At 56.4% G+C, this 18,807-nt stretch carries 13 protein-coding genes; 8 read left to right on the top strand and 5 right to left on the bottom strand.

From position 1 onward, the window contains the following. Window positions 1-40: 40 nt before the first annotated feature. The 3 genes from NA78x_RS09185 to NA78x_RS09175 all read left to right on the top strand — a co-directional run bounded on the left by NA78x_RS09185 (window position 41) and on the right by NA78x_RS09175 (window position 3,340). On the top strand, window positions 41-433 hold the full coding sequence (locus NA78x_RS09185; RefSeq protein WP_425618141.1) for a relaxase domain-containing protein: 393 nt from the start codon (window positions 41-43) through the stop codon (window positions 431-433). 409 nt (window positions 434-842) lie between these two features. After that, a complete protein-coding gene (locus NA78x_RS09180) occupies window positions 843-1,946 on the top strand; it encodes an alkaline phosphatase D family protein (RefSeq protein ID WP_425618140.1) in 1,104 nt (367 codons plus the stop codon). Window positions 1,947-2,095: 149 nt separating this feature from the next. Next, window positions 2,096-3,340 carry an IS256 family transposase gene (locus NA78x_RS09175; RefSeq protein ID WP_425618139.1) on the top strand — a complete coding sequence of 415 codons (1,245 nt, stop codon included), beginning with the start codon at window positions 2,096-2,098 and terminating at the stop codon, window positions 3,338-3,340. A gap of 540 nt (window positions 3,341-3,880) precedes the next feature. Here NA78x_RS09175 and NA78x_RS09170 read toward each other — a convergent pair. From NA78x_RS09170 to NA78x_RS09150, 5 genes are all read right to left on the bottom strand, one after another. Further along, on the bottom strand, window positions 3,881-4,372 hold the full coding sequence (locus tag NA78x_RS09170) for a hypothetical protein (protein WP_425618138.1): 492 nt from the start codon (window positions 4,370-4,372) through the stop codon (window positions 3,881-3,883). Window positions 4,373-4,881: 509 nt separating this feature from the next. Then, the gene (locus NA78x_RS09165; RefSeq protein ID WP_425618137.1) at window positions 4,882-6,945 is read right to left on the bottom strand and encodes a G8 domain-containing protein; all 2,064 of its coding nucleotides are present in this window, start codon (window positions 6,943-6,945) and stop codon (window positions 4,882-4,884) included. Window positions 6,946-7,061: 116 nt separating this feature from the next. Beyond that, window positions 7,062-7,430 (bottom strand): carboxypeptidase-like regulatory domain-containing protein, encoded by a 369-nt coding sequence (locus NA78x_RS09160; RefSeq protein WP_425618136.1) that lies wholly within the window; start codon window positions 7,428-7,430, stop codon window positions 7,062-7,064. A gap of 41 nt (window positions 7,431-7,471) precedes the next feature. Then, complete coding sequence (locus tag NA78x_RS09155) at window positions 7,472-8,464, bottom strand: DUF1559 domain-containing protein (protein ID WP_425618135.1); 993 nt, start codon at window positions 8,462-8,464, stop codon at window positions 7,472-7,474. A gap of 674 nt (window positions 8,465-9,138) precedes the next feature. Next, window positions 9,139-13,722 (bottom strand): beta strand repeat-containing protein, encoded by a 4,584-nt coding sequence (locus NA78x_RS09150; RefSeq protein WP_425618134.1) that lies wholly within the window; start codon window positions 13,720-13,722, stop codon window positions 9,139-9,141. Between the two features lie 1,186 nt (window positions 13,723-14,908). Between NA78x_RS09150 and NA78x_RS09145 the strand changes: the two genes are divergently transcribed. From NA78x_RS09145 to NA78x_RS09125, 5 genes are all read left to right on the top strand, one after another. Continuing rightward, window positions 14,909-15,085, top strand: coding sequence for a hypothetical protein (locus tag NA78x_RS09145; protein WP_425618133.1), 177 nt, complete (start codon window positions 14,909-14,911; stop codon window positions 15,083-15,085). A 239-nt stretch (window positions 15,086-15,324) separates the two neighbouring features. Continuing rightward, on the top strand, window positions 15,325-16,170 hold the full coding sequence (locus NA78x_RS09140; protein WP_425618132.1) for a hypothetical protein: 846 nt from the start codon (window positions 15,325-15,327) through the stop codon (window positions 16,168-16,170). Window positions 16,171-16,349: 179 nt separating this feature from the next. Continuing rightward, window positions 16,350-16,685 carry a hypothetical protein gene (locus NA78x_RS09135; protein WP_425618131.1) on the top strand — a complete coding sequence of 112 codons (336 nt, stop codon included), beginning with the start codon at window positions 16,350-16,352 and terminating at the stop codon, window positions 16,683-16,685. A 468-nt stretch (window positions 16,686-17,153) separates the two neighbouring features. Beyond that, complete coding sequence (locus NA78x_RS09130) at window positions 17,154-17,411, top strand: hypothetical protein (RefSeq protein ID WP_425618130.1); 258 nt, start codon at window positions 17,154-17,156, stop codon at window positions 17,409-17,411. A 288-nt stretch (window positions 17,412-17,699) separates the two neighbouring features. Continuing rightward, window positions 17,700-18,794 carry an integrase core domain-containing protein gene (locus NA78x_RS09125; RefSeq protein ID WP_425618129.1) on the top strand — a complete coding sequence of 365 codons (1,095 nt, stop codon included), beginning with the start codon at window positions 17,700-17,702 and terminating at the stop codon, window positions 18,792-18,794. Window positions 18,795-18,807: the final 13 nt, after the last annotated feature.

The following is an 18,807-nucleotide window of genomic DNA, read 5'->3' as shown; positions in this document are numbered from 1 at the left end:
GGGCATGGCGAGAGCGCACTGACTTTGACCAGCAGCAGCCTTGTTCACCGATCCCGGTTTCCGACCGCGACGGCCAGGTGGTTTGTGCGAGAACCGCGATCCACGGAGCGGTAGTCAACTCACGAAGATCACCCGAGCCGACCGACGAGTGGGATGGGACTTCACCTTCTCTGTGCCCAAATCGGTTTCTCTGGCGTATGAACTGACGGGCGCCGATCGAATCAGGTCTGCATTTGAGCAGTCCATCGACGAGACCATGCAGGAGGCTGAAGGTGAACCAGTTCCGCAGGTCGATGTGTCCGAAGCAGCTAAGGTCGGCGGCAAACGTCTAAGAAAAGGCCCTTCCACTCCGCCGAGGTTCTTTCTCGACGGGTTGTTGCTCGCGAAGGCGATGCATGACGCGGCAACGGGCGACATACACCGCACCGTCTGACCGACCCGTGGTGGCGGCCACTCCGGCCACTGCCCTGCCGTTGACTTCGGTTTCCCAAAATATGGTCCAGGTCCGCAGCGCAAAGGGCTTCAAGAATCAGTCCAGCGAACAACCTTGGCGGCTGCATCATTGAGCAGCATGCCAGTTCCTGCCTCGCGCGAGGCCGCAATCAATACCTCATCGCTAGCGACGGTCGCAATCAACCGGGCAGGCCAGAAGTTTAAACAAGCATCGTTCCGTCTCTCACGAACGAGATGGAGTATTGGAGGGTCCGGAAGTAACCTCCCTGCGTGGCGGAAATCGAAACCCGCATTGGGTCTCCTTGTTGGGTGAATACATCGTGCACATACTCAGATTCGACGGCACGTGTCAATTCTTCCTCGATCATTTCTTGCTTGGCGGCTCTTACATGAATCTCCGCGGCCTTCTGCTGGTTTCGCTTGTTTTCACGGTGTTGATGACTGCAGGAAGCCGCGGTCAGGATGCGGCGGATAAACCTTTTCCGGTACCAGAAGGAGCCCCGCTGATTGAGAATACTCGCGGGTTGATCTCGCGCATTGCGTTTGGCTCCTGCGGCAATCAAAACAAGTCGCAGCCGATTTTGAAGCACGTCATTGAGCAGAAGCCGGACGTGTTCTGTTACCTCGGCGACAACATTTACGGCGACTCGCGAACTCTGGCCGTGTTGCGGGCGAAGTACCTGAAGCTGGCAGAGAAATCCGAGTTCCAAGCACTACGATCTGCAATGCCGCTGATTGCGACTTGGGATGACCATGATTATGGTGAAAACGATTCGGGCAAAGAGTATGTGCTCCGCGAGGAATCGAAACGCCTGTTCCTAGAGTTCTTTCGCGAACCTGAAGGGACTCAGCGGCGGAAACGGCCGGGCATCTACACGTCCTATGTGTTTGCCGGCAATGAACGCCGCGTGCAGATCATCGTGCTCGATACCCGGAGCTTTCGCGACCAGCTCGCCAAGAATCCGCGGTTTGGCGGGGAGAAGTCCTGGAAAAACGACTATCACCCCGACCCGAATCCTGAAAAGACCTTGCTTGGCAAAGCCCAGTGGGAATGGCTGGAAGCCGAGCTCAAACAACCCGCCGACGTACGGGTCATCGCGAGCAGCATTCAGGTTGCCCATGAGTACAACGGCTATGAATCATGGACCAACTTACCCGGCGAACAAGCGAAGCTGCTCGATGTGCTCCGGCGGACAAAGGCCAATGGCGTCGTGTTCATCTCGGGCGATGTCCACTGGGGTGAACTTTCGATCCTGAATCGCGATGGGCTCTATCCGCTTTACGACGTCACTTCCAGTGGCCTCACGGAAACCTGGCCCTCGATCGAACCAAACCGTAATCGTTTTGGTGATGCGGTGCGAGAGAACAACTTTGGTCTGATCGAGATCGACTGGGAGCCAATGGATCCAGCGTTATCGCTCCAACTGATCGACATAAAAGGAACCATCCGCGTCAAGAAGGTAGTGAAACTCAGCGAGTTACAAGTGAAATAGCCCTTTCGCTTGCTCAAAAAACGACGGGTTTCGCGAATTTTCCACGAGATATAACCGAAAGTTGTGGACGTTGAGTGGTTGAAAGAGGCGGTGTGCTTGGCGAGAAAGTGTTTTGCAAAAGAACCTTTTTCACCAAGGAGCACACCACCATGCAAGAAGTTAACGGATCGACGATTGTCTTGCCAGGGTCTCGGGAATCGCTGCACGAAATTCTTCGTCAGGGAGCACAGAAGATGCTCGCCCAGGCCATTGAGGCCGAGGTCGCGGAGTGGATCGAGCTGCATGCATACGTGACCGATGAGCGTGGCCGCCGCCAGGTGGTTCGCAACGGTCACTTGCCCGAGCGGAAGATTGTCACGGGCGTGGGCGAAGTTGCCATCGAGCAGCCGCGGGTGCACGATCGGCGGGCGGCAGGCGACGGCGAGCGATTTAACTCGAAGCTGCTGCCACCGTACCTGCGGAAGACCAAGAGCATCGAGGAGCTGATTCCCTATCTGTACCTCAAAGGGATCAGCACGGGAGACTTCCACGATGCGCTCGCGGCGATCCTCGGTCCGGACTGCCCCGGCCTCTCGGCGACGACCGTCACGCGGCTGAAGAGCGTCTGGGAGCAGGAGTATCGCGACTGGTCGGCGCGGTCCCTCGCGGGCAAGGAATACGTCTACGTGTGGGCCGACGGCATTCACACGAACATTCGCCTGGAAGAGGACCGACAGTGCATCCTGGTGCTGATCGGCGCTGCAAAAGACGGTCAAAAGGAGCTGATCGCCATGACGGATGGCCATCGCGAGAGTACTCAGTCGTGGCGTGAGCTGCTGCTCGATGTGCAGCGTCGCGGTCTGGCCGTCGCGCCGAAATTAGCGATCGGCGATGGTGCCTTGGGCTTTTGGAAGGCGCTCGCCGAGGTCTTCCCCGCGACCAAGGAGCAACGCTGTTGGGTACACAAGACTGCGAATGTACTCGATAAACTCCCCAAAAACAAACAACCCAAAGCGAAAGACATGTTGCATCAAATCTGGATGGCCGACACGCGCGAAGCGGCCGGAAAAGCGTTCCACGCTTTCGTGGCCGACTATCAAGCCAAGTACCCGCAGGCGACGGAATGCCTGGCCAAGGACCGCGACGTGCTGCTCACATTCTACGACTTCCCCGCCGAACACTGGCGGCACCTGCGGACCACCAACCCGATCGAGTCGACGTTCGCCACCATCCGCCTCCGACATCGACGCACCAAAGGCAACGGCAGCTGCATCGCCAGCCTGACCATGATGTTCAAACTCGCCGAGAGCGCCGCTCGTGGCTGGCGCTTATTGAACGGCGCTCAACTCCTTCCCGATGTCATCCGCGGAGTCGTCTTCCAAGACGGCCTACCCCTCGACCAAGCTGCCGCCTAATTCAACTCCACCGTCCACAACAATTGACAATATCTCATTTGCCACTCGACTGAATTTATGGCCGAATTTGGTTGAGCGTCCCGGCCAGTCACTCTGCAATCAACTTCTTTACGACTACGGACTGTTCGAGACCTTCGGATTGATTCCAAGCAATTAGCACTTCACCGTTTTGGTTCACTGCTAATGCTGGCCGAATTTGAATCGCTCCAAGCGTGTCGTCAACCCTTCTTGCGGGCTCGAAAACGCCCGTACGCATTGGTCGGCTGGAGTACATGATCACGCGACTTTGCCGGAGTGCGCCGGTATCTTCTTGCGAATCAATCGAAATGAACTGTTCTGCCGGCGGCTCTTCCTCCCACACGGCGTGAAGGGTTCCGTTCGCACTCTGCAATTTGCAGTTTCCTTGGCTATTCTTTGTGTCCGCATTGATGGCTTGGGTTTGAAACACCATGTCTGCAAGTCGAGCCGTCGCACAGTAAACGCGGGGAACGCCTGTTTTCGCATCTGTCCAACTCACGTGTACCGTCTCTTTGTCGATGGTCAGGGATGGGCAATCGTGCGCACCTCCTTCGTGCACGTTCCGCTAGCGCATTGGTCGAGTGCCGACCAGCGTTGCACGACATAGAGGCTGACGTTGGCAAGGGTCGGATCGAACCGGTCCGCGTTGGCGTTCAACTCGTCGAGCACCGCCCACATCTCGGGTACGTTCTTGACCTGCCGGCCGAGGTCGGCGGCGACGCTGAACCGCTCGTTGACGTTCGGCGGCAGCAAGATGCCCGTTTGCGGGGTCAGGAAATCGTTGATGGCTTTCAGCCTGGCGGCGATCGCCGCGAATGACAGGGCGGACGTGTGCCCCTGTCCGTCGGTCACGAGGTAGACGTTGACTAAACACCTCCATCGATGCGTACACCGCACCTTTAGCGAGTCCTGAATCGGCTCGTGTGGGCGGCCGACCGGGTGAAACTTGAGCCGCGCGTGGCCGGGCTGCCCGGCCGTGATCGCCACGAAGTAGCCGTCGAGGACGGGCGTCATAGTTGCCCGCGCTACGGCGGGGTGGCTGCTCGTCACCTTCAACCGAACCTTATGGGAGTCGATCAGGGCAATGGTGCGCGTGATGTCGAAGCTGATGGGGTTGTCCGTCAGCTTGTTAAACGGGACCGAAGTGTCGCCGACAACGCCTCCGTCGTCGGGAATCTCCTACTACCGCACTCTCTGTTTTTCGTCCCAGATAAGGACGCAATGTTGTGTTAAGCAGTTATGAGGAGAGTTCAACTCGATACCCAGAAGCGAGTTTTTCTTGCCACGATCAAACCTCGTTCGCGGCATCGAGTGCAGCAACAAATCACCCGTTCCGTCAGCTGTCGAATCCACGCGAACTCACCAAAGTGATGAGCCGTGGATCCGGTGCCTACCGAGATGGTCAGCCATTGTTAAATTCGGTACATCTCCGTGGCTGGTATCTACGATCGACTGGTCGACATCTGGTCACCAGCTGAAAATGGGCGAAAGTCTGCTCGTCAAGCCCATTTCACCGCAGCGAGTTACTCAACCATGAGGACGTGTGGTCGCGGTTCGATGTGGCCGCGGGCGTCTTCGGAATGGGCTGAGATTTTCAGGGGCTCTTTGCCTGGAGCATCGAGAACGATTTCCCATTCGGCGAAGGCGGCGCGCGTGGAGTTGGCGGGTTTACCGTTGACGGTCACTTTGCTGATATCACTCGAGTCAACTGTCGAGCCGTACACACGAATCACATTGCCGTCACGATAAGTCTTGGTGATCATGGTGGACGGGGGCAGAGTGTCCTTGAAGCTGGACACACCGCCGGAGCTCCGACCACCTTCCGCCGCCAATGTCCCACTGCTGATGGGGTTGTGGATGTCATTCACTCTCATTTCCCGAGAGTTCAGGCGGCGGAACCCTGAGCGATCCATGATCGAGCGCCAAATCGCCACATCGTTGCGGAACGAGTACAGCCCGTCCACGAACACTCCCGTAGTCCCGAGATGAATCGAGTAATTCGCCTCCCAGGCGCGGAAATTGCGGATCCAAAAGGGCTTTCCCGGAGCAGGCATCGCTTCCGCCGCCTCCTTCAAGAGGACAGGGTTTCCTTCGGGCATTCCTCCGGTGCCCCCGAATTGAGGAACGCCGCGAATGTTCAGGCAGAATTGTCGGAACGAATGGGCCTCATTGTCTTCGAATCGAATAAACGGCAGCGTGCGTATATCTTCGTTCTTGACCGTTCCATCGGGCTGACGGATCGTTTGGATCGGGTCGTAATCCTCAGTCTTGATGCACTCAAATCGATAACCGTATTCGCCGCAGTCCACGGCGACGTTCCGGGTAAAGCTATTCTGACAGTTAGCCCACCAGAAGCCTGCACCGAGATTCAAGTCGAACGGAATGACCTGCTTGGGCAATGGCTTGCCCTGCTTGGCATAGATGGCCACATTGTGGTCGAGAATATTGTTGGTCTCAGTTCCATCCTCCAGAAAGTAGCCGTGTCCGATGCTCTTATAACCCACGCAATCGCGGACCACGAGGTTATCGGTTCCATGGATGGTGATCCAACGGTTGTGGCTGTCCCAAATCGAAGCGCCGATCACCGAACTCCCACGCATGGTATTGCCACAGAGATGGAAGTGAATGCTGTATTTTCCCAGAATGTCTCGCTTCCCCAAGTGACGAAATTCCGCGTAACTGATCGAGCCGGCGGAATCGTGGTGAAACATCGTATGTCCACGAACGCCGTCCGGATCGGCGGATTCAACGATGACATTGCGGGTGAGATTGACGACTTCGCCTTGGAAGCCTTCGGACTCGTCGGCGTAGTGCAAGAACTTCAGTGGCGCATCGAGCTTGAGCGGATACCCAGTGGTCGAGTCGCCACTTCCTGTCGAGACAAACTCGCGTTCCTCATTATGGTCGGTCTCGTCTCCGCCCATTCCACCTCTTCCGCCACGACCGGGGCGTTGGGTGCGGGTGACTACCAGATGGTCACCTGCTTCCCAGTCAGCGACGGAATCCATCAGGGTCAGCTCATTCGCTCCAACAGCCGCTTCCTTCTTTAATTTGACCCACGTCAGCCGCATCGGCTCTCCGTGAAATTCCATTCGGCCGGCGCAGCAGAGGATCGCTGGACAGGTCTCTTTGTTCATCCCCTCCACGTAATGCAGGCGGATCAGAGCAGTGTAATTGCCGGGAATCGGGGCCTCGGGACGTCCGACTAACAGGCTCGGGCGGAACTTAGACGCATCGACCGCGTGGGGGGCAGCATGACAATCGAAGCCTTCTTCGGTGGGCTCTTCGCTGGGCAGAACCGTCAGCAAACCAACTTCCAGCCGCGTGTTGCGATCCTTGGCAAACTCGAGCGTGCCAGCGACCTGAACCAGTCGAATCACTTCCTTGCTGTCGGCATCGTAGATGACCTTGTGTGCCGAGCGAATCACGACGCGATCACCGGCAGTGGGAACGGCGCCGTTTTCCCAAGTCGTGGGACTGGTCCAAGCGCCCGATTGCTTGGAAGAGACCAGCCGCGGTTCAGCAGCTGAGGCCAGGCCGCTTAATAATCCGCACACCATCACCCACGAGACTAGTTTGCTGAACATGAAATTACTTCCCACGAATCGCGGCTGACGAAAAGTCGTAAAGTGCAGTAGTTGCTTGTGACTGAGATGTGTGAGATCGCGATTATCGATCCGATCGCAGTCTGAACAAAGCGGAGCTAACGCAAAGATATAGGCGGAATAGCATTTTCTCCGGCCTTCACCGCTGCTGTCGCGGCCGGTTGCGACGGTTTGGAATAGCGACCGTTGAATTGATCGCCGCCTTCGATCGTGTCGTCCATCACCTTCGTTACTTTGGGAAAGAAACACGTGACCGGGTATTCACCAACTCGTGGCACGGTCAACCGAAAAGTGCCGTCGGCACCCGTCCTCCCAGAACCCGCCGTCTCGCCGTCCGCAGTGTGCAGCCGCACGTAAACCCCGTTGGCAGGCGCGTTGTTCACCAGCACCGTTCCGGTGACGGTACAAGGTGGCGGAGCTGAACAGCCAAAAGTCGAAAACGCAAAAAGAAGCACCAATACCGTCAACCAGCGATTCCCTTCGGAAGCTGGCGAATCTAAATACGGAATCATTCCGTCTCCTCGCCCCCGTCGCGTGTGGCCATGAACATCATCGATTTGACCGATAGGCTCGTGGAAAGGTGCCGCACGCTGCCGTCACCCATGGCCACATTTGCGCCACCGGGATGGAAGCCAAAAATGCCCTGTGAGTTATTGCAGTTAACGGCGCAATCGGTTCCCGAGGGAATGTTGCCGAGATTCGTCGGGTACGTCGCCAAGGTGTAGTTGGGATAGCCCTGCAACATGAATGCACACCATCCGAGCCACGGTCCCCAAGAGCCGGGCTGATCCAACGTTTTGTCGGTGTCGGGCATCGGCATGCCGACTCCCTTCACGTAATGCTTGTCGTAGCCGGCGTGTTCGAGTGTGAGGAAAGTGTTTGAAAGGCCATCAGTACATTGCGCCATACGAGGCGGAGAGCCCGACAGCATCGGAGTCGCTGTACCAGACGCAACCAGCGTGTAAGTGGCCGAACTCAGACCGTGATTAACCCAGTAGTCACTGCCCCAGCTGGTGAGTTCCTTGCCGCTCGAATCTGTGAGTACAGCGCCGTAGGAACTGCCAGTCGAACTTGAACCACGCAACTTGATCGGTGTCTGATTGGGATTCGACGGGCACAACAAGAACTTCATTTTGGTGTTGCATAGGTCTTGGTTCGAGGGATCGAGATATCCCGTGGGAACCATGTTGAACTTGGCGGCGACGTTTCCTTGCTCCAGGTACGGGAGCAACGCGACCATGTGGCCGAACTTGGGGGATGAGCCAGCGCGCGCAGGTGGCAGATACAGCTGCGAGTCGTTGTAGTTGTGAAATGCCAGCGCGATCTGTCGCATGCTATTGATGCACTGCGTGCGGCGAGCCGCTTCTCGTGCAGCCTGCACTGCTGGGAGTAAGAGCGCGACCAGCACGCCAATGATTGCGATGACGACTAGCAATTCGACCAGTGTAAAAGCGCGTCGCAAATGTTGCGTGGTACTTCTGCCGGAAAACGAAATCCCCATTGAAAAACGATCCTGTTCAACCAAAGTCATACATAATCAGCACGTTCTAGCTGCAACGAGTGCCCCGGCCCTCGGAAAGTGTAATCGGTCGCAGCTTTACAAACGGCGTGGAAGAAGAGAGGCAGTTCCGCACGAAAGCATTTTGCGCGCCACGCAACAATTACAAAAAACCTGCGAGGATCTGCCAAATTTCGCTTCGCTCGTTAGAAATGAAGCGAAAGCGTAGGCGCAAGTGTCTGAAAAATCGACGCACGCGTCGCCGCAGTAGACATGCGAGACCACGCGGGTACCTCACCGTCCGCTGCTCGCTGTCCGGGTCGAAACTGCTCGGTAGCTGACTGCCGAGAACCCTTGCGAATCGTATTCAGTTCTTTGGAAATGCGGCGAATTTCGATTTCGAGCTCGCTTGCCAAATTCAAAAACCGAGAGATAGCCTCCCTTGACTTCATGCCGTCGGCTGACAGCCTCGAGGACGCTTGAACACCGTCTGTGAAGATGGGCTGTTAACCGGGCCATAGAGAGTATTTTCAACGCCGCGATTCACTCGCTTGCCGTTAACCGTCACTCACCCTGAAATCGAGCTACGTTTCAGTTGGCCGAGCGCTCAGTTTGCGCCTCGGACCGCCAAAAGCAGAACTCTCTCGAGTGTTTAAGGAAGTGTGCCAATCACTTGACTAGTTTTTCCTGTCTCCAAGGAACGCATTAAAGTCGAAGAAGTAATCGCGGAGGGCGAAGTCGACCAGCCAGTCACGTTCGCCGCTGCCGTAGACGTAGTCCGCAACGCCATCGTCAAGCACTTTGCTGGCGTTGATCTTCGTCGCCAGTGAAGTGACGCGTGTCTCAAACGGTTGCGTCGCCTTCCACAACTGCATAATGCTGCGAATATTGGCCCCGCTGCTATCCACGAGCGAACCGCCAATTTCCAGGTCCTCGTCGGCACCGCCGATAAGCGTATCGAGCCCTAATCCGCCAATTAGCACATCCCGTCCGCCGTCACCCGATAACGTGTCACTGCCCGAGCCGCCGATAAGCACATCGTTACCGGCACCGCCCGAGATGCTGCCACCTCCTTCGCCGCCATCGAGATAATCGTCGCCTACTCCGCCGACGATCGAGTCGATGCCGGAGTCGCCATAGACGGTCGCTGGCTTGTTCACTTGGATCACGATCGAATCGTTTCCTTCGCGGCCGTGGATCACAATCCGACCGAACGAATCGAGCGGGAAGGAGCTGGTCGTGCCAAACGGCGAGTTATAGACGGTAACCATCGGCGGTGACGATCCGTAGGCTGGCTGCACCACGATCGCATCGCTGTTCGACGTGCCGTTGATCAGCAGCAAATCGGGATTCGCCGCGCCCGGGTTTTCCGGATCGTCGATTACCTGGGCATTGCCGGACAGCACGTTTTGAATGGTTAGCTTGTAGTCTTCCACCTCGCCGTCGGCAGCGGCAGTTGTGGGCAGCGCGACGCCCGCAGTGCTAATGCGGAAGCGGGCGTAGGTATCGCCCGTCACTGCTCCATCGGGAACAGCAACAATCAGCGTGTTGTTGCCCGCGATGACGTCCAATCCACTGACGATTTTCTCGCCCAGATCAAACACGTTATTGCGGTTAAAGTCGATCCAAGCATCAAGCTTGCCCGCTGCGGAGGCATTCACCGTAATCGTTGAATTAAACCTCGGCACCAGCGTGGTGGTGCTGAACGTCACTCCGTCTTCATCATCGGTGCCTGACATATCGTCGCCCGTTGCCCCGCCATTCGGCTGGCTCGCTGCTTCAAAATCACGAGTGCCCATCAGCGGACCCGAGTTGGCTGGGCCACCAATGAAGCCTGCTCCTTCGAAGTGCGAAGCCACGCCATAGCTGGCCGGCGCATCGCCAAAATCATAATCTTCGGTAGCGGTGACATCGAGTGTGACCGTGATGAGCGAAGTTTGCGAGGTGCCATCGCTAACTCGATAGCGAAAACTATCCGGCCCGTAGTAGTTTGCGAAGGGCGTGTAGGTGAACGAGCCATTGGCGTTCAATGCAACCCCACCATGGGTCGGTTGGGTGAACGAATGCACATTTAGCGTCGTACCGAAATCGACATCCGTATCGTTGCCCAGGACGCCCGGCGCGGCGATGGTCAGTTGCGTGTCTTCGGCAGCTGTGTAGGAATCAACATTGCCGATCGGCGCATCGTTCTCGCCGTTTACCGTGATCGTCAATGTGCCGCTGCTCGTCAGGGCTGGAGCATTGTCATCCTGTACGGTGTAGTTAATCAGCACCATCGCCGTCTGCCCGGCAGGCAGAAAATCAAAGTCCGCGCCCGGATCGAAGACAATCGAGTTGCCGCTCTGTGTGACCGTGGCCGTGCTGATTGTGATCGGCGAGTTGTTTGTATTGAACGTCGCCGAAGCAATGCTGAATCCCGGAGCCAGGCTCAGCACGTCCGTCGTATCCGGATCAGTGTCATTAGCGATGACATCGGTCGTAACCGGCGCATTTTCCGTCGTGCTGGCCGTATTTGGATTGGCAACGGGCGCGTCGTTGCGGCCGTTGATGGTCACCGTCACCACATTGATCGACGTTCCACCATCGTCATCCTGAATAGTGAACGACACGGAATCGGTGACGATCTCGCCGACGGCCAGGTATTCAAACGCTCCGTTGGGATCGTAGGTAAACGCACCATCGCCTGCGATTGTATACACGCCTCCTTGGGCTGTTGTGCCACTCGCTGCTACCACCGACAACACGTCGAGCGTGCCGACATCGATGGCACCAGTGAGAACGTTGATTGGAGTAATCGTGGCCGCTTCAGTGGTACTTGCCCCTTGCGGTGCCGCGACGGGATCGACGTTGTTGACCGTCACCGTGATCGTATTGGCCGTGCCCGCGAGCCACGCTAGTCCATCAATGCCCGAGACGTGATTAGGACCAATCTGAGTCGCCGCGCCTGTCGAGACATTCACTTCATAGAGATTGCCGCCAGCTGTAGCGAATAGCACTTGACTGGTCTCGTCATAGTCGAGTCCCATGTGCCCCGCGATCCCCATCGACCCGATCAAGGTGGCGGCCCCTGTCGCGGTATTGATGGAATACAAAGTGCTGAGAGTGGCTGCGTACAAGATGCCATTTGCATCATCGTAGGCGAGTCCAGTGATGTTGGTCGCGGTTGGCCCAACGATACTCCCCAAGCCTTCAGGCGTGGTCGTGCGCAATTGATTGCCCGCAGAGATGTCAATCGTGTATAGCAAGTCGGCCGCTTCATTGGCAGCTAGGCCCCACCAGTTAAACGAGCCAAACTGATTGTTGATGCCGGTGAAGGCACCAGTCGAGAGGTTGACGGAGCCAAAGGTGTTGACTCCATCGCCAAAAATGTCAGTGGCATAGAGCACGCCGTTGAGGAACGCCGCGCCCACCAGACTTCCATCAAAACCAAGTCCACCTATGAACGTCGCCGCGCCTGTACTCGCATTAATGTTGTAGAGCGAGTCAGTGCTGGTGGAGATGCCATAAAGCGTTCCTGGGCTCGCCGCAATAGCGCCATCGTCGTCACTGACATCAACGGTGATAATGTATTCATCGCTGCTCGTCGTGGTTGGGTTGTCGTCCAGATAAGTGTGCGGCATGGAGAAAACCCGCGTCGTCGGATTCCAGTCGATGCCGTCCTCTTCCACAGTCAGCGGAGTCGTGCCCAGTGTGAAAGGTTGAACATTATTCGGCGAAAGGGAATCGCCCCAATTCAGATTCAGCGTGAAAGTGTCGGTCGCGGCCGGATCGGTGATCGTGCCAGTGAGTGTGGTACTTTCATTCTCGTTGATGGAGTCGCTCGACAGTTCAATCATGAGCGATGGAGCCACATTGTTGATTGTCAGCAGGACCGACGTAGAAGTCGTGACTCCCGAATCACCATCGCTCACACGCACGCTGACGTTGCGAGTGCCGTTGTCGACGATGCCAAGCGCGTTCAGGGCCGCCCAATTCAGAGTGGGATTTGCGCCGATTGCATCGCCAAAGGTGCCGTCGCCGTTCACGTCCCAGGAATAGGTCAGTGGGTCGTTCGCGCCGGCAGGATCGGTAGCCGAGCCCGATAACGTGAGGCTTGCGCCTTCATTGATCGTATAGGGACCACCGGCGCTGGCGTTCTGCGGCGCGACGTTGTTGATGGTGAGTAATATTGCCGCCGAGGTTGTTGTGGTATCGCCATCACTGACTCGAACACGGACGTTTCGTGTGCCGCTATCGACGATGCCGAGGGCATTTAACGCGGACCAGGATAGCGTGAGGTTGGCTCCCGTCGCATCGCCGAAAGTATTGTCGCCGTTCACGTCCCAGGAATAGGTCAGTGGGTCGTTCGCGCCGGCAGGATCGGTAGCCGAGCCCGATAACGTGAGGCTTGCGCCTTCATTGGTCGTATAGGGACCGCCGGCACTGACGTTCTGCGGCGCGACGTTGGTGATGGTTACCAAGCCGGTAATGATCGCTGAAACGCCGACATTATCGGTCACGCGCAGAGCAACTGCGCGCGAGCCGGGACCATCGAGCGAACTGGCGTTGAAGGTGACGGATTCACCGGTTGCCGTGGCGTTGAATGTGCCGTCGTAGTTCAGATCCCACTCGTAATTGACAACGTTCCCATCGGGATCCGTGACGGTGGCGCTGAGTGTACCGCTGGAGCCTTCGTTGACGGAGATCGCATTAATCGAACCCGATGGGGCAGAGTTGTTGAGAAATTGGAGGACTGGTTGACTGGTAAAACCGCCAACGCCCGGAATCGAATAGAAAGGAGTTGCCCCGAACGAATAATGCTCAGGTAGGCTTGTTGCACCTCCGGCTTCGGTGACATTCACGCCCAGGCCGGCAATCCCGCGAAATCCAATGAAGTAGTCTTCACCGGCGGTGAAAGTTAGCGACGTGAACGTATCACCGTAAAAACCGACGCCGTTCGTATTCGTGGTAAATGAACCGGAACGGAGTAAGCTGCCGCCGGCGGACGGCAGTTCGTTGTAAATCTCCAGCGTTACGGCTTGACTGCCGTACGAAAAATAGGTCGTAATCGCATTGGCCACGAACGTCGAACTTGGCGTGTAAAGCCACCCATCCTCGTTGGCACCCCAGCTATAACCGCCGGATGGTTGGAGCGACGCGTTGACGTTGCCGACCACCGTGAGGAGCCGGCGGTCTTCAAGAGCCTCGAAGAATACCCGGCGGCCGCGGTTGTTTCGCGAACTGCCAACGCGCGGACGGCGGGATTTGGTTAGGGGGTTCATGGGTGGGATCCAATAATCAAAAATCGATGAGAGACAGCAGGCTCGAACGTGCAAAAATCACAGTGGCGGTCTGGGCAATCGTAAATGCCCGATCCGGTCATCATAACCACCTAATTAGGGTGCTTCGTGCGGTATTTTCTCCCCATCTTATGACCGAAGCTGTCACCCGAACGCCCTTAAGTTGGCTGGAGATTCGTGCTAACGGGACCGAACGCGCCAGCAGGGGGTGAATTTTTCACACACCACAGAGAGGCTTTCGGGCAGCCTCATGAAATGACGTTGTTGGGCCAATCGTGTCCGGAATCCGAAGCCGATGCCTCGTTTAGCGTGACCAACAGCTATCGCCACCGCGGTTACCCCAGAAGTGAGTTTTGAACTCGGGTTAACCGCTTCGAGAACGATTGAACGCAAACAGTGACGATCGGCATTTAACAAGAGGGGTGGGAACTTGTACCTGCTTACGAATACCCGGCTGGTGGATCGGTAACTCATCGTTGCATCTTGAAGCGCCCAAAATGAGTGGCCGGATGACCAGCCGCACACCACTCATCGTCGCCATCGTCCTGCCCCACTACTGCCATCCAGCCTCGTCACTGGTGGGGCTTTTTCGCGCGAGTGCGGATACTATCAACCTATGCGATACTCCCTCGGAATGTTGGTGGTCATACTCATTCTCGGACCGCCGCTGATTGCTAGGTCGTGGGATATGCGATGGGAAATAGTGGCTGCAATAGCTCGATTGTCGGCGGAAGATTGGATCCGCTTTGCGTTAGTCGCGATTGCAACCGTTGTCGTCATGGTAGAACTCGGACGCCACAGATTCCGAACCGTGCGGAGCAACACTTAATTGCCCTCAACGACTTGTTCTCGCGCACCTCCCAGTGCGCAACCCTCTTCGTGAAAGTACTCTCTTTTTCGATTTTCATAAGTGCTGTTGAGAGCGGCACTTGCTGATTACGAGTCCTGATCGGTGCCCGAAACGGTCGCAACCCTCTTCGAACTTTTGAGATGTTCGGTTAACAGCGGCGCTTATTCTCTGCGCGCTCTCGAGCGAAGTTGAGCATCGTCTACGAAACCAAGTCATCAAAGGAAAAGTCGACGTAAGTTTCAGCTGGCCGTTAGCTCCTCCGGGGTGCAAAAAAGAGTGCACTCCCACCATTCACTGCCTGAAATCCAGTGTAATTCGATGGTCAATGTCTTTCAGTCCCTCTTGCTCGTCATCGCCGGCGCCACGCAGAAAGAACTAGCCCGCAAGGTCAAATACCTGAAGGTGGAGAACCAGATCCTCCGGTCTCGGCTGCCCCAGAGAATCGTCTGCACGCCCAAGGAAGAAGCCAGGGACATTCGATTCGGCAGGATTTGATCAGCGGGACAACTTCGAATTGCTGCATTTTTCGGCAGCACTGCACAGGTCTCTAGCAGAGACTCCTTGTTCACGAGTGCGAGCAACCTCGAATAATCAGATCTAATTCTCAACAACCCTTAGCACCATACAGCTTTGCTGCGCGACCTTACTTCTTGGGCTGAAGCACGCAAGACTGGCGCGAAAGTTGATTTAGAGCGGGAGACGCTTCGCCACTCCCTCCCATCGCGGACTTTCTCGTGCAACTCTTGCTCATTTGCCTTATCTTTGCAGCAGATCCAGGCGATGCGCCTCCCCCAACGATTACGGGCACCGCGACGCACGCGCACACAGCTAACTTTGAAGTAATTGGTGCCGCGGCAACGAAGGACGCTCGGCAAGTCGCCCTGTTATCTGAACGGTGGCGGCAGAAGCTGCAAACTTACTGGCTGGAAGCACCAACTGAAAGCTGGTCCCCCCGCTGCCAAGTTGTGGTACATGCAACGAAGCAAAGCTATTACTCGGCCGTCGGCCGTGGGAGTGAAACGACAAGTGGCTCAAGCTGGATTGAATTCAAAGAAAAGCAAGTTTCCAAACGGCGAATTGATCTATTGGGCGTGAACGACCTCGGCCTTGCGGCGCTCGCACACGAAATGACGCATGTGATATTTGCGGATCTGTTTCAAGGACGACAGCCGCCGCGCTGGGCCGATGAGGGGGCCGCAATGCTGGCCGATACCTTTGAAAAGCAACGGTTGCACCAGCGCGATTTTGAGCAAGCAGTTGCTGGCCGCATCGAGTTTCGCCTTAGCGAGCTTTTTGCGCTCGAACAGTACCCGCAGCCGCACCGTGTCCCTGGCTTCTATGGGCAGAGCGTGTCGCTCGCGGCGTTTCTCACGAGACGCGACGATCCGGCAAAGTTTATAAAATTCATCGAGCGTGGGCTCAGTCATGGTCATGACCGCGCTCTACAAGATGTGTACGGCATCGAAGGTGCCACCTCTCTTGAAACTGAATGGCGGGCTAATAGTCACGGTGCACGCGGCTTTCATGGCGTCCGTTTGACGTTAGACGACTATCTCCCCATGCACGCCATGTCAGAGTGATTTCTAACGACGGACCTTGCAGTTTCGTTAGGGGTGTCGTGGCGAAATTGTAATTTCACGCAAGTTGCCTTTCGCAGGCTGTGTGCGATGATTTTGGAGAAGTACATCATGCCGAACGCACGTAGCGTGCAAGAGGCATTCGATGTTGTTGCCTCTCCGTCCCGTTTATGAGGTGCCTTATGAAGTCGCTCTCGTTGCTAGGTGTGCTTGCCGCTGCTGCAATCACTAGTGTTCCGTTTCAAACTGCCGAAGCCGGCCGCCATAACTGCGGCTGCTGCGGCGCAGCCGTGTACGCTGCACCAGTTGCCGCCTCCCCTGCGGCTGCTGCAACTGCGCCAACTCCAAGCGTGGCGCAAAACCAGCCGCAAGGCTATCGATCATACTCCTATCAACCAAGTGCAGCTCCTGTGATGAACTACAGCAGCGGTAACAATTACTACCGATCGTCAAATCGCCGCAGCAACCAGCCGATGTGGATGAACGGCGGCAACAAGTCGCTCGGCCGCTATAACTAAGCCAGGATACTATCTTGGATTCAACGTCGGGATCGCACTCAGCGATGCTATGCAACCGCTAGCTCAACCGGGTGGAGATGGTGTGAACAGTTCTTCTTAATTGAAAGGACTCTTTGTACGGCGGAGGAAGTGGTGAGACAGTTCTTGAACGCGAAGAAATCGTTCTTCGCGTCTCCAAATGGATTCGACTATTGTGCATCGTTACCAAGATCTAAGTCTGGTAGTCGTTGCCCAGGTGTTCAGCGAATCAGCTGAAGCAGTCATCGGAGTGACTGCTCGGCGGCCCGGCTGGGGGCTACAGCTTCTCAAACTTGCGAAGAGCTCGTTCATTCATCGATGTCGCATCGTGTCGAGTAATCTTGATCGAGCCACGCTTCCATTTGAATCGAGACCGTCGCGCGTAGAGGTGTACGCTTCGGATGCTTGAGCCCGTTCAAATGGTCTATGCCGGCGTGCAATGACCACGCTGTGTCGGAACAGATCCACCTCACGCACCACGGCGCGCGCGAAGCCTGGAACTCGCCGGAAAAGATCATCGGCCTTGTGATGGCCGTACTGTTCATCCTGACCTTCCGGTCCATGCTCTCTGGCAGTGAACCGGGCGAAGCCAAGCTTCGCGGCCCACTGGGCATTGAGCCCCGGTGGCAAGACGCCGCATGCCACGCTCTACAGCCTCCCCGTGCACAACCCTCTTCGAACAAGTTCTCTGTTTTTCAATTTGCGTAAGTGCCACTGAACACGGCACTTGCTGATTTCGAGTCCGGTTCGGTGTCACTAACGAACCCAACGCTTTACTAACATTTGGGGCGAACCGGTTAACAGCACCGAGAATTGCTGGCGCTCTCTGCGCGCTCTCTGTTTGCTTGCGACTTTCTCATGAGTTGCTGACGAGGCCAGAATCTCAACCGACCCATCCATGGAAATCGAAGTAAGGTTCAGACGGCAAATGGTTCCCCCGGGGTGCAAAAAAGAATGCACTCCCCTCATTCACTGCCTGAAATCCAGTGTAATTCGATGGTCAACATCTTTCAGACCCTGCTGCTCGTCATTGCCGGCGCCACGCAGAAAGAACTGGCCCGCCAGGTCAAATACCTGAAGGTGGAGAACCAGATCCTCCGTTCCAGGCTGCCCCAGAGAATCGTCTGCACGCCCAAGGAACGTGTTCGCTTAATCAAGTTCGCCCAGAAATTGAGCGGCAAGGTACTCCGTCAGCTGACGACGATCGTTGCCCCCGAGACTCTCCTCGGTTGGATTAGAGCCGAGAAGAAGCCTAAACCGCAGAAGCGGAAGCGGGGCCGGCCGAACACGGCGGAGCAGATTCGCGACCTCATCCTGCTGATGGCCAAGGAGAATCAGTGGGGCTACACCCGCATCATGGGTGAACTGAAAAAGCTCGGGATCAAGCCGCCAAGTCGGAACACGGTGAAGAAGATCCTCAAGGCAGCCGGGTTCGAACCAGGTCCGCGGCGTGGCGAGGGAACCTGGGACGACTTTCTGCAGCAGCACGCCGTTTCGCTGTGGCAATGTGACTTTTTCTCCAAGAGGATCCTCACGCTGAAGGGGATCCGCGAGGTCTTTGTTCTGGCCTTCATCCACGTGGAATCACGGCGTGTGATCCTCTCGCCGTCAACCTTCCAACCGAATGAAGCATGGGTTGTCGCCCAGGCTGCGGCATTCGTCGAACAGGCACGTGCTCAGAAACTTCGTGTCGCGACAGTGCAGCGTGACAGAGACACCAAATTCACGAAGGCAGTGGATCAAGTGCTACGTTCAAAACGAGTGAAGCCGAAGGTGAACGAGTTCCGCAGCCCGAACACAAACGCCTTCGTCGAACGGTTTGTGCAATCAATCCAACAAGAATGCCTGGATCGGTTCGTGATCTTCGGCGAGGCGCACATGGATCACGTGTGTACGGAGTATCTTGAGCATTACCATTCAGAACGGCCGCACCAGGGCATAGGGATCGAGAACGAGCCGCTGGTCCAGCAGGCGAAACGTGGTCGGCCAAGTACGAAACAGCCAGTCAATGAAGTTTTGCCACCAAACGAGGTTCAGTGCTCACATCGGCTTGGTGGCTTGCTAAAACGCTACTGGCGCGATGCTGCGTAGCAAACGCCCGCTG

It is taken from the genome of Anatilimnocola aquadivae (assembly GCF_049819085.1).
Classification (GTDB): Bacteria; Planctomycetota; Planctomycetia; order Pirellulales; family Pirellulaceae; genus Anatilimnocola.
Note: the sequence above shows the minus strand (reverse complement) of the source record. Positions and strands in the feature narration are given on the sequence as shown.